This window comes from Halomonas sp. BN3-1, assembly GCF_003056325.1.
Lineage (GTDB): Bacteria > Pseudomonadota > Gammaproteobacteria > Pseudomonadales > Halomonadaceae > Halomonas > Halomonas litopenaei.
Genome location: NZ_PYVV01000011.1, coordinates 138872 through 151329, shown reverse-complemented (window position 1 = coordinate 151329; position 12458 = coordinate 138872). Strand labels below are relative to the sequence as shown.

Annotated in this window: 12 protein-coding genes; 8 read left to right on the top strand and 4 right to left on the bottom strand. The window is 66.5% G+C overall.

All coding sequences use genetic code 11. The annotated features are described in order from the left end of the window. The first annotated feature begins 66 nt into the window (after positions 1-66). From C9F12_RS15885 to C9F12_RS15850, 8 genes are all read left to right on the top strand, one after another. On the top strand, positions 67-1182 hold the full coding sequence (locus tag C9F12_RS15885; RefSeq protein ID WP_108449512.1) for an ABC transporter permease: 1116 nt from the start codon (positions 67-69) through the stop codon (positions 1180-1182). Further along, positions 1182-1994 (top strand): ATP-binding cassette domain-containing protein, encoded by an 813-nt coding sequence (locus C9F12_RS15880; RefSeq protein WP_045993146.1) that lies wholly within the window; start codon positions 1182-1184, stop codon positions 1992-1994. Before C9F12_RS15885 ends, C9F12_RS15880 begins: the two co-directional genes overlap by 1 nt. A gap of 15 nt (positions 1995-2009) precedes the next feature. Further along, positions 2010-2840 carry an SDR family oxidoreductase gene (locus C9F12_RS15875; protein ID WP_108449511.1) on the top strand — a complete coding sequence of 277 codons (831 nt, stop codon included), beginning with the start codon at positions 2010-2012 and terminating at the stop codon, positions 2838-2840. A gap of 12 nt (positions 2841-2852) precedes the next feature. Beyond that, positions 2853-4004 (top strand): phytanoyl-CoA dioxygenase family protein, encoded by a 1152-nt coding sequence (locus tag C9F12_RS15870; protein ID WP_108449510.1) that lies wholly within the window; start codon positions 2853-2855, stop codon positions 4002-4004. 68 nt (positions 4005-4072) lie between these two features. Beyond that, a complete protein-coding gene (locus C9F12_RS15865; RefSeq protein ID WP_108449509.1) occupies positions 4073-5077 on the top strand; it encodes a sugar ABC transporter substrate-binding protein in 1005 nt (334 codons plus the stop codon). A 130-nt stretch (positions 5078-5207) separates the two neighbouring features. Further along, on the top strand, positions 5208-6176 hold the full coding sequence (locus tag C9F12_RS15860) for a sugar phosphate isomerase/epimerase (protein ID WP_108131849.1): 969 nt from the start codon (positions 5208-5210) through the stop codon (positions 6174-6176). 84 nt (positions 6177-6260) lie between these two features. Beyond that, positions 6261-7472 (top strand): Gfo/Idh/MocA family oxidoreductase, encoded by a 1212-nt coding sequence (locus C9F12_RS15855; RefSeq protein WP_108449508.1) that lies wholly within the window; start codon positions 6261-6263, stop codon positions 7470-7472. 17 nt (positions 7473-7489) lie between these two features. Continuing rightward, positions 7490-8497: a Gfo/Idh/MocA family oxidoreductase gene (locus tag C9F12_RS15850; RefSeq protein WP_108449507.1), complete on the top strand. Its 1008-nt coding sequence runs from the start codon at positions 7490-7492 to the stop codon at positions 8495-8497. Positions 8498-8619: 122 nt separating this feature from the next. On the opposite strand, the gene C9F12_RS15845 is transcribed toward C9F12_RS15850, so the two are convergent. The 4 genes from C9F12_RS15845 to C9F12_RS15830 form a co-directional block, all read right to left on the bottom strand. Further along, a complete protein-coding gene (locus C9F12_RS15845) occupies positions 8620-9408 on the bottom strand; it encodes a hypothetical protein (RefSeq protein WP_108449506.1) in 789 nt (262 codons plus the stop codon). A gap of 21 nt (positions 9409-9429) precedes the next feature. Further along, entirely contained in the window at positions 9430-10170 is a 741-nt protein-coding gene (locus C9F12_RS15840) for a 3-oxoacyl-ACP reductase family protein (protein WP_108449505.1), read from the bottom strand. A gap of 100 nt (positions 10171-10270) precedes the next feature. Then, the gene (locus tag C9F12_RS15835; RefSeq protein ID WP_108449504.1) at positions 10271-11059 is read right to left on the bottom strand and encodes an SDR family oxidoreductase; all 789 of its coding nucleotides are present in this window, start codon (positions 11057-11059) and stop codon (positions 10271-10273) included. After that, on the bottom strand, positions 11056-12414 hold the full coding sequence (locus tag C9F12_RS15830; RefSeq protein WP_108449503.1) for an MFS transporter: 1359 nt from the start codon (positions 12412-12414) through the stop codon (positions 11056-11058). Before C9F12_RS15830 ends, C9F12_RS15835 begins: the two co-directional genes overlap by 4 nt. Positions 12415-12458 lie beyond the last annotated feature (44 nt).

The window sequence follows — 12458 nt, the reverse complement described above, 5'->3', positions numbered from 1 at the left end:
AACACGTCCATCACCACCGCGGACGTCTCCGCTCCTACAACAAGACGACCCTCACAAGGAGTCACCATGAGCACTACCGCCTCTCCCGCCAGCCAAGATCAGGACGAGCGTCTTGCCCACGTCAGTCCGCTGAAGAAAGCCCTGCACCGACCGGAGTTCGGCTCCGTCGCCGGCGCCCTACTGGTCATCGTGTTCTTCGCCCTGGTTGCCTCGGGCACCGGCATGTTTTCCGGCGCCGGGGTGATCAACTTCCTCGAAGTCTCTGCCCAGCTCGGCATCCTGGCCGTGGCGGCGGCGCTGTTGATGATCGGTGGCGAGTTCGACCTGTCGATCGGCTCGATGATCGGCTTCGCCGGCATGTTGATCGCCATCCCCGCCGTGCAGTACGGCTGGCCCATCTGGGCAGCGCTGTCCTTCGCCTTCGGCTGTGCCCTGGCGATCGGCGCCCTGAACGGCTGGCTGGTGGTCAAGACCGGACTGCCATCCTTTATCGTCACCCTGGGCTTTCTGTTCATCCTGCGCGGAGTGGCCATCGGCATTCCCCGTCTGATGGCGGATCGCACCCAGATCGGCGGGGTCCACGACGTCATCGGCAACGACTGGTTCGCGGCGCTGTTCAGCGGCGAGGTCGGCGAGGGCTTCTTCCTCTGGCTGTCCGAGATCGGCGTGATCGGTACCAACTTCGCCGGCAATCCCACCGTCAGTGGCATCCCGGTCTCCATCGTGTGGTGGCTCGGCCTGACCGCGCTGGCCACCTGGGTGTTGCTGTTCACCCGCTTCGGCAACTGGATCTTCGCCTGCGGCGGCGACAAGGAAGCGGCACGCAACGTCGGTGTCCCGGTCAATCTGGTCAAGATCGTACTGTTCATGTTCACCGCCTTCGCCGCCTGCGTGTTCGCCGCCCTGCAGGTGATGGACACCGGCTCGGCCGACTCCATCCGCGGCATCCTCAAGGAGCTCGAGGCGATCATCGCGGTGGTCATCGGCGGCGCCCTGCTCACCGGCGGCTACGGCTCCGCCATCGGCGCCAGCTTCGGTGCGCTGATCTTCGGCATGGTGCAGATGGGTATCTTCTATACCGGCGTCAACACCGACTGGTTCCAGGTATTCCTCGGCGCGATGCTGCTGATCGCGGTGCTGTTCAACAACTACGTGCGTCGCAAGGCGCTGGAGGCCAAGTAATGAACGCTCCCGTCCCGATGATCGAAATGCGCGACGTAGCCAAGCACTTCGGCAGCGTGATCGCCCTGAGCGGTATCTCCATGAAGGTTCACTCCGGCGAGGTCATGTGCCTGCTCGGTGACAACGGCGCCGGCAAGTCGACCCTGATCAAGACCCTCTCGGGGGTCCACGTACCGACCCACGGCGAGTTCCTGGTCGACGGCAAGGAGGCCCACTTCAGCTCGCCCTCGGATGCCCTCGATGCCGGCATCGCCACGGTCTTCCAGGATCTGGCGATGATCCCGCTGATGTCGATCACCCGAAACTTCTTCATGGGCCGCGAACCTACCAGGGGCTGGGGACCGACCCGTCGCGTCGACTGGACGTTCGCTGACCGCGTCGCCAAGGAAGAGATGGCCAAGATCGGTATCGATGTGCGCGATCCGGCTCAGCCGGTCGGCACCCTTTCCGGTGGCGAGCGCCAGTGCGTGGCCATCGCCCGGGCGGTGTACTTCGGCGCCAAGGTGCTGATCCTCGACGAGCCCACCTCGGCGCTCGGGGTCAAGCAGGCCTCGGTGGTGCTGCGCTACATCGCCAAGGCCCGCGCCGATGGTCTGGCGGTCATCTTCATCACCCACAACGTGCACCACGCCTATCCGGTGGGTGACGCCTTCACCATCCTCAAGCGCGGCTCCAGCTTCGGTACCTTCCGCAAGGACGAGGTCAGCCGTGAGGAAGTGCTCAACATGATGGCCGGTGGCGCCGAGCTCGAGAGCCTGGACGCTGAGCTTGCCGAATTTCAGCGCGCCGATGGCAACGGCCAGGCGGCCTGAACAGGGAGAGTTACTATGCAAGATCGTTCATTCAAAGGTCAGGTGGCCATCGTCACCGGTTCCACCCAGGGACTGGGCGAGGCGGTGGCTCGCCACCTGCTGGGTCGTGGCCTGTCCGGCCTGGTCATCTGCGGGCGCCAGCGGGACAAGGGCGAAGCCCTGGCTCGCGAGCTCGAGGGTCTAGGTGAGGACGCCAAGGTTCTGTTCGTGGCCACCGACATGACCCGGGTCGACGACTGCCGCCGGCTGGTGGCCCAGGCCGATGAGGCCTTCGGGCGCATCGACATGCTGATCAACTGCGCCGGCAACACCGAGCGCGGCACCCTGCTCGACACCGACGAGGCCGCCTACGATCGTCTGTTCGCGGTCAACACCAAGGCGCCCTTCTTCCTGATGCAGGAAGCTGTGCGACGGATGATCCGCGATGGTATCGAAGGCCGCGTGGTCAATATCCTCAGCATGTCCGGCCACGGCGGTCAGCCCTTCATCTGCGCCTACAGCGGCAGCAAGGGGGCGCTGGCCACCCTGACCCGCAACGCCGCCTACTCGCTGCTGCGCAATCGCATCCGCGTCAACGGCCTCAACATCGGCTGGATGAACACCCCGGGCGAACACCGCATCCAGACGGATACCCACGGCGCCGAGGATAACTGGCTGGAAGCGGCCGCCCGCGCGCAGCCGATGGGGCGCCTGCTGGAGCCTGAGGAGGTCGCCAGCGCGGTGGCCTTCCTGGCCAGCGACGCCTCGGGAATGATGACCGGGACCATCGTCGACATGGACCAGAGCGTGCTGGGCTGTCACGACAGCGCGCCGCAGCCGCCCGCCGCCATGCGCTGGCCTGACTGAGGAGGACAGACGGTGGAGCATTTCATCGATCGAACCCAGCTGGATGTGGCCGCCTTCGAGGCCCTGGTCCAATCGACGACCAATGCCGAAGCGCTGCCCCAGGCCGAGCGCATCGTCTCCGGCATTCCGCTCTACCGCGCAAGCCATGCCCTTGACTGTCTCGCCGACCCGCAGCGGCGGCGCAGGCTGCTTGACGAGTGGCATCACTGCCTGCTGGACGGTCCCGGGGTGCTCGCGATCACCGGGATGATGGAGCGGACCACGGTGGACCGCGCCAGCGAGAGCTTTCTTGCGCTGATCGAAGCTGAACGGGGACACGGCCAGCAGGGCGACCATTTTGCTGCGCCGGGTGCCAATGATCGCCTGTGGAATGCCTTCCAGAAGCACGGCGAGGCCGATCCGGAAGGTTTCGTCGACTACTACGCCAATCCGGTGCTGGCACTGGTAGCCGAGGCCTGGCTTGGCCCGGGCTACCAGATCACCTCCCAGGTCAACGTGGTCAAACCGGGCGGTCGTGCTCAGTTGCCTCATCGCGACTATCACCTGGGTTTTCTGAGCGAGGCACAGGCGCTGGGCTACCCGCTGTCGCTGCAGGTCGCCTCACAACACCTGACGCTGCAGGGCGCCGTGGCCCACGACGACATGCCGCTGGAAAGCGGACCAACCCAGTTGTTGCCTCACTCCCAGCGCTACCCAGAAGGCTATCTGGCCTACCACGACCCGGCCTTCCAGCAGGTGTTCGCCCGCCATCGCGTTCAGCTACCGCTGACCAAGGGCGACGGCCTGTTCTTCAACCCGGCGCTGTTTCACGCCGCGGGCGACAACGACAGTCAGGACCTGCGGCGCATGGCCAACCTGCTGCAGATCTCCTCGGCCTTTGGCCGTGCCATGGAGAGCGTCGACAACACCCGCCTGGTGCGCGCCGGCTTTGCCGCGCTAAAGGCCCGCTTCCAGCGCGATGGCTGGACAGCGGCGATCCGCGCAGGTGTGACCGCCCTGGCCGAGGCCTACCCGTTCCCGGCCAATCTGGATCGCACCCCACCCCAGGGCGGGTTGGCCCCCCAGAGCCAATGCGAGCTGCTGACACTGGCCCTGGACGAAGACTGGGACGCCGAACGCCTGGACCGGGCACTCGACCAGATGGCGCAGCACCGACGCGCCTGAATCACTGCATCAACGTGACACCCCTGAGCACCATCACCCGCAACACCAACAACAATCGGAGTACAGCCATGAGCAAGATCACCGACAAGACCAGCGCAACACACGCCGGGGTCAAGCGCCCCATTCCGTTCTCCAGGGCCATCACCGGCGCCCTGGTCGCTGGCGCCATGGCGCTGTCGGCGAGCCAGGCGGCCGTTGCCCAGGACGCCGACCCGCTGAAGTTCGTGGCGATCACCCATATCGTCGCGGCGGACCCCTTCGGCAACGTCCTCAAGCGCGGTTTCGAGGATGCCGCCGAGGAGATGGGAGTGGAGCTTCTCTACAACTCTCCGGCCCAGTACGACACCTCCCAGATGCTGAGGATGATCGAGCAGGCGATTGCCACCCAACCCGATGGCCTGGCGCTGACCATGCCCGATGCCAGCGCCTTCGCCGAGCCGGTGCGCGAGGCCATCGCCGCCGGTATCCCGGTGGTGGTGCTCAACACCGGCGAAGAGATCGCCGGTGAGATCGGCGCACTCAACTATGTCGGTCAGAGCGAGTACCGCGCGGGCAAGATGGCCGGTGAGCGCATGAAGGAAGCCGGCGTCGAGAGCCCCATCTGTATCAACTTCGCCCCCGGCCAGTCGCAGCTTGACGCCCGCTGCAAGGGCTTTACCGACGCCTTCGACGGCAGTGCCGAACAGATCTCCACCACCCAGGATCCCACCGCCATCACCAATGCCGTGCTCGCCCACCTCAACTCGAGCCCGGACACCGACGGCGTGCTGAGCCTGGGATCGCTGGCCACCGACCCGCTGATCAACGAATTCCGTAGCCAAGGCGCCATGGGCCAGATCGCCTTCGCCACCTTCGACCTGTCCGCAGAGACACTGGAAGCGGTTCGCGATGGCGAGATGCTGTTCGCCATGGATCAGCAGCAGTACCTTCAGGGCTACCTGCCGATCATCTCGCTGGCGCTGTACAACCGCTACGGCCTCAAGCCCACCAACAATATCCAGACCGGGCCAAACTTCATCACCCAGGAAAACGCCGAACAGGTCATCGAGCTGACTCAGCAGGGCTATCGCTAAGCGGCCACCTCATCCAATGGCCATCCGCCACCATGGCAAGGCCGGCGACTCACCGAGCAGGCCTTGTCGGTACTGACCATCCACACCTCGCCCGCCCTTCATGGGCGGGTTCGCTTGACAGGAGCATCACATGAAAATCGGCCTCGTCACCGACAGCCTGGCCAATATGTCACTGGACGACCTGCTCGCCTTCTGCGCCGAACAGGGCATCGAGTGCGTGGAATTTTCCATCGGCAACTGGTCGGACTCGCCCCACCTCGATGCCGCTGCACTGCTCGACAGCGAAGCCGCGCGCAAGGACCTCAAGGCCAGGCTCGCCCACCATGGCGTCACGATTTCCGCCTTCAACGCCAACGGCAACTCGCTGCACCCCACCGATGGCGAGCGCCAGCACAGGGTGGTCGAGCAGGCCATCGCGCTGTCCCGTCACTTCGAGGTGCCCCGGGTCAATCTGATGTCGGGTCTGCCTGGCGGTGGCCCGGATGACCGTTTCCCCAACTGGGTGACCGCCGCCTGGCCACCGGAAACCGCCCAGATGCTCGACTACCAGTGGAACGAGGTCGCGCTGCCCTACTGGCGCAAGCTGGCCGACCACGCCCGCGGCGAAGGCATTCGTGAACTATGCCTGGAGATGCATGGCAACCAGCTGGTCTACAACCTGCCGGGCTTCCTGCGCCTGCATGGCGAGATCGGCGACATCGTCGGCCTCAACTTCGATCCCAGCCACCTTCTGTGGATGGGCGCCGATCCCATCGAGGTGGTCCAGCGCTACGCCCGCCACATCTACCATGTTCACGCCAAGGACACCGCGCTCAACCCGGCGGCGGTGGGCCTGACCTCCCGTCTGGACAATCAGCCAATGGGCGATTTCCGTGATCGCGGCTGGTCCTACGTGACCCTAGGGTACGGCCAGAAACTCGAGTGGTGGAAGGACTTCTGCTACTGGCTGCAGGCCGGGGGCTACCAGGACGGCGTGCTGAGCATCGAGCACGAGGATATCAACCTGTCGCGCCGGGAGGGCGTGGTGCGCTCGGTGGAACTGCTGCGCGCCTGCATGCCCAGCGAAAAGCCCGACTACGAGCTGCCCAACGCCAACTAGGCCACGCCGGTGATCGCCCGGCTCGACCAGCCTCACCATCCCCGGGCGACGTGACCGACGTGGCCCACCAGCGGAGACAAGCGAATGCCCAAGGCGCTCAACATTGGCCTGATCGGTAGCGGCTTCATGGGTCAGGCCCACGCCGATGCCTATCGCCGTGCCCGTACGCTCTACCATGATCTGCCGCTGCGTCCTCGCCTGGTCGCCATCGCCGACCAGGGCGATCAGGCCGCCAGGGCCGCCGCCGAACGGCTGGACGTGGAGCGCGCCTACGGCGACTGGCGAGAGCTGGTCGCCGACCCGGAGGTGGAGGTGGTGGACATCACCTCGCCCAACGCCCTGCACTTCGACATGGCAATGGCCGCCATCGACCATGGCAAGCACGTCTACTGCGAAAAGCCCCTGGCCATGAACGATGACCAGGCGGCGAAGATGGCCGAGGCGGCCCGCGCCCGCGGGGTCAAGACCATGGTCGCCTTCAACAACATCAAGACGCCGGCGGCTCTGCTCGCCAGGCGGCTGATCGACGAGGGTGCCATCGGCACGCCGATGCGCTTTCGCGGCACCTTCGATCAAGGCTTCTTCAACGATCCCGAACTGCCCTGGTCCTGGCGCTGTTCGCGCCAGCAGGCCGGTACCGGATCACTGGGCGACCTGGGCGCCCACACCATCAGCGTCGCCCAGTTCCTGATGGGCGATATCGAGGAGGTCTGCGCCCAGAGCCAGATCCTGTTTGCGACTCGGCCCGTGCTTGATGGAGCCTGCGAGGGTGCCGGCTACGCCAGCAAGGCGACCGCAGGCGCCGAGCGTCGCGAGGTCGAGAACGACGACCAGACCCAGGCGCTGGTGCGTTTTGCCAATGGTGCCGGCGGCGTGATCGAAAGCTCTCGGGTGGCCGCCGGCAAGGTCTTCGGCATCGGCTGGGAGGTCAGCGGCAGCGAGGGCACCCTGGTGATGGACGGCGAGCGCTTCAACGAGCTCAAGCTCTTCCGCTACGCCGACCGGCGTGAGGATCGCGGCTTCAAGACCCTGCTGGCGGGCTCCCAGGTGCCGCAGTTCCGCGCCTTCTTTCCGTTCGACTACGGCGGTGGCGGCATCGGCTACTTCGACGTCAAGGTGATCGAGGTCCACGACCTGGTCCAGGGCATCGCCTCATCTGCCGGCTGCTTCCCCGACTTCGCCTTCGGCCGCCACAACCAGAATATCCTCACCGCCATCGACGTCTCCTGCCAGGAGCGTCGCTGGGTATCGGTGCCCGACCCCCAGCAGCGCTCATCCGCACAGCTCACACCCTGACCGCAAGGAACCCGACCATGATCGACGCACCGGTACGCTGGGGCATCCTCTCCACCGCCAATATTGCGCGCATCAAGCTGATACCGGCGATGCGGGCGAGCGCCCACGCCGAGGTTCTGGCGGTGGGGTCACGCAACCAGGAATCGGCCCAGGCGTTTGCCGACGAGATGGATATTCCGCGCGCCTACGCAAGCTACGAAGCGGTGCTCGACGACCCGGAGGTGGAGGCGGTCTACATCCCGCTGCCCAACCATCTGCATATCGAGCTGGCCCAGAAGGCGCTGGACAAGGGCAAGCACGTGCTGTGCGAAAAGCCCCTGGCGCTTACCGCCGCACAGGCGGCGAGCCTCAGGGTGCCGCCGGGACTGTTGTTCTGCGAGGCCTTCATGGTGCGCCACCAACCGCGCTGGCTGGCGGTAAAGGAACGCATCGAGGCCGGCGACTATGGCGACATCCGCATGGTTCAGGCCATGCTCACCTTCGGTCTCGACGACCCCGGCAACTACCGCATGCGCCCGGAGTTCGGCGGTGGCGCGCTCTATGATGTCGGCTGCTACGCGGCCATGGCGACTCGCTTCGCCTTTGGCTGCGAACCCCGGCGGGTGATGGCCCACGCCAGCCGCGCCCCGGAACATGGCGTGGACGTCGTCGCCAGCGTGCTGCTCGACTACGGCGAGGGGCGCCACGCCAGCCTGATGGTCTCCACCGCCACCAGTGCCGCCCAGCACCTGCACATCGTCGGCAGCCAAGGTGCCATCGATCTGCCAGAGCCCTTTATCGCTCCGGTCGAGCGCCCGACCCGGGTGGTTCACGACAACGTCTTCGACCTCTATCAGAGCGACCCCAAGACGGAAACCTTCCCGCCCATGGACCAGTACGAACAGGAGGTCAGTCGTTTCTGCCGCGCCCTGCGCGGTGAGGAGGTCGGGCTCTATGGGCTGGAGGATTCCATCGCCAATCTCAGGGTGATCGACGCCATCTTCGCCTCGGTCGACAGCGGCGGCTGGGCCGCAGTAGCGCAGTAGCGCAGTAGCGATATTCGTGAGGCATTTCCCCGCTACGGCGGGGTTTTTTACGTTCATCGCACCTTGCCTGGAGCAAGGCCCGACAAGAGCCCGGGCGGCGCGCGCGCGCACCCCTTCCGGTCTCACGCGTGACGCGGGCTGTGCAGGCGCCTCTGCCACGCCCACAGGGCGCTACTGGTGCCCAGCGAGGCAGCCAGGGCGAGGCCAAAGGACAGCACGGGGGAAAGGTGCGCGGCGGTTGCCGCAAGGACGGCGCTGAAGGCCACCAGACTGAGCATGCCAAGCTGGGTGTCGGCCAGGGTGGCCCGGGCGACCTCGGCGCCGTAGCGCTGGTGCAGGGTCAGGGCGATGGTCAGCATGCCGATGGGAAAGCTCAGGGCGACGCCGGACAGCGCCGGGGCGATATCCGCCAGCACCACGGTCGCCAGACACACGATGCCCCCGGCCAGGGTGCCGCGTATCAGCAGGTCGGCCCAGACAAGCGGCGCCGACACCGCCGTTCGCGACAAGCCCAGCGCGCGCATCAGCCGCATCGCCAGGGCCAGGCAAGCGATGAACAGCACCAGCGCGAGAACCGTGCCGCCTGGCAAGACGGCAGCCAGCGCCGCCACCGGCAGCCATAGCACGGCGGCCAGGGCGACAGCTGCCAGCGCGCCCTGTCGCCCCGCCAGCAGCACATACGCCAGACAGAACGCCAGGGTCGCGAACATCGCGTGCAGCGAGCCCAGCGCCGCCTCGGCAACGAAGGCGCCGGGCTGCTCGCCCAGCATGAAGAAGTAGCCGGGGCCCAGCACGATCGGGGTGCCGGCCAGCACCCCGCCCAGGCGTGGCCCCAGGCGCACCACCGCCACCGACACGCCGATCACCACCAGGGCGGTGGACAGCCACTTGACCAGCAGAAGAGTGAGCATTCACGGACTCCTGTCTGGCCGCTACATCACGTCGCCGCTATTGGGACCAAGGGTCTGGCCCAGGTACAGGTCGCCATCCGGAGACGCCGCCAGCATCAGCGCCGAAGGCGCCACTTCCTCGGCCCTGCCGAAGCGTCCGAGCGGCAATTCGGCCTCCTTGTCGGCGATCCATTCCGGGCTCAGTCCCTCGAGCATCGGGGTCAGGATGGGGCCAGGCGCGATGGCATTGGTCAGCACGTTGAAGGGTGCCAGCTCCCGCGCCATGGACTTGGTCAGCCCCAGTACACCGGCCTTGGCGGCGCAGTAGTGGGACAGCCCCATGCCGCCCTTGAGCGCCAGCTGCGAGGCAACATTGATGATCCGCCCGGCCTTGCGCTCGACCATATGCGGGGCCACCGCGCGGCTGACCAGAAAGACCCCGCGCAGGTTGATGCCGATCATGCGGTCGAAGGTCTCGCTGGTCATCTCGAGAAACGGCGTCTCGTCGAGGATGCCGGCGCTGTTGACCAGCACGTCGATCGCCTGGTGGGTGCTGATCACCTCGTCGACCATGGCCTTCACCGAGGCCTCGTCGGAAACGTCGACCCGATGGGTGCTGACCCGGGCGCGCAGCGCGCGGGCCACCTGATCACAGGCATCGGCGTTGAGGTCGGCCACCGCAACGGTGGCACCTTCGGCGTGGAACAGGTTGGCGATGGCACGGCCGATACCGCTGGCGCCGCCCACCACCAGGGCAACCTTGCCCTGAAGTTTCTGTGACATGGGATTCTCTCCACTCGCTGGGGGCACGAGGCGAGGGCCGCCGCCCTCGCCTCGCGTCGCTGGCTTGGATGCGCCTTGGCCGGCGCCTTGACGGCTGGCCTCAGCTCGGCCAGCGCACGGTCAAGCCGCCGTCCACGATCAGTTGCTGGCCGGTCACGTAGGAGGCGTCGTCACTGGTCAGAAAACGTATCGTGCGAGCGACCTCATCGGCGTGGCCGACCCGGCCGGCGGGGATCACCTTGCCTGCGGCGGCAAGGCCATCCGGGCCCAGGGAGTTGACCGGGTCCAGTGACTGCGGGGTCTCGATCAGCCCGGGGATCAAGGTGTTGACGCGGATGCCCCGAGGGGCAAGCTCCACCGCCAGCGACCTGACCAGGCCCATCAGACCGCTCTTGGCGGTGGCGTAGTGGGCGTGCTCGTCCCAGCCATAGACGCCGCCGGCGATGGACGACACCGCGACCATGGCGCCAGGCCCCGTCATCACCCGCGCCGCGCTGCGAAATATCCGCATCACGCCGGTCAGGTCCACCGACAGCATGTCGTTCCAGGCGTCGTCGGTCAGATCCTCGAGCGCTGCCTGACGCAGGATGCCGGCGCCGGCCACCGCGATATCGAGCCTGCCGAAGCGCTCGATGGCGGCCTGGGCCAGGGCGTCGCACTGGGCGCCATCGCGCACGTCCAGCGCCACCGCCACACACTCGCCGCCGGCATCGGCAACCGCCGAGACGGTCGCCTCGACGTCATGGGGATCACCGGGGTAGTAGCCGGCAACCACCTTGGCGCCTGCCCTGGCGTAGCTGACCGCCAGCGCCTGGCCGATGCCACTGGCGGCACCGGAGATGATGGCGACCTTGCCGGCCAGACCATCGTCGCGTGTCAGAGCACTCATGCCACCGCCTCCTCGAGGGTGTCGTGTTCACGATGGTCCACATGACGGGTGCCGAACATCAAAAGTCCACTGAGCACCAGCGGCAGCGAGCCCGCCAGGATCGCCGACCAGGTCATGCTGACACCCGCAGTCAGCAGCACCGACACCAGACCGGAGCCGACGATGGCCCCCACCGGCGCCATGACGTGGGCCACGTTGGCCCCGGTGCCGCGCACATGGGGCGGGAAGGATTCACCCATGTAGAACAGGATGGCGGCGAACGGACCGAGCAGGAAGAACAGGGTGACGGCGTACATCAGGTAGACGAAACCGTCGCTGGCCGGCCCCAGCAGCATCAGGATGCTGGCGACGCCACCGAGCAGAAAGCCCATCAGCACGGTGTTGCGCCGACCGATGCGGTCGCCCAGCCAGCCGTGGCTGAGGTAACCGACAAAGCCCACCGCGTTGGCCAGGATCAGCACGTACAGCGAGCTTTCGAAGCTGACGCCCTTGGCCTCCACCAGCACCGTGGTGCCCAGCACCGCGAACACCTGGATCGCCATCCAGCTGAACAGCCAGACCAGCGACAGCGAGATGGTGTGACGACGCAGTTCCGGCGTGAACACGCCCTTGAGGCCCAGGTTGCTGCCGGTGTTGACCTCGACGTCGTGCTCGGCGGCAAGCTGGGCCGCGCCCTCGGCGTCACCCGCCTTGCGCCGCCGCTCGACCTCCTTGATCGCGGCGAAGACCGGCGACTCGGGCAGCCGGACCGCCATCACGATAACGATGATCGAGGCGCAGGCGGCGACGAAGAAGCTGCCGCGCCAGCCGACGATCGGCAGCAGCAGCGAGGTCATGCCGGCGGCCAGCAGGGCACCGACCGGCCAGCCACTCTGCACCAGGCTGTACATGAAGCCGCGGCCCTTGGCCTTCTTGTAGATCTCATTGAGATAGACGGCGTTGACCACCTCTTCGGAGACCGCAAAGCCGGAGAAGGCGCGAATGATCACCATGGAAGCGGCGCCGATGGCGATACCGGACAGGCCGGAACTGACGGCGCCGCCGATCACCAGCAGGATCAGCGTCTTCTTGCGGCCGAAGCGATCGAGCATGGTGCCGACCACCAGCGACACCAGGAACACCCCGATGGTGGCCCAGGTGTTGACCGCGGTGGCCTTGGCGGTGGTCCAGCCGAAGTCTTCGGCGATGACCGGCAACAGGGTGCCGAACAGGGTGTAGTCGTAGACCGACGCCACCCAGGCGATAAAGCAGACCAGCGAGGCGTAGCCGATCTGTTTCTTGGTGATGACAGCGTTCCAGGGCTCGTCCGCGTCGGGACGGGCCCCGGAGGGCGCGGTTTGGGTTGGCTCGGTCATTGACGTCACCCTCTTTCGTTATCGTTGTGGTGTGGTTGTCAGGG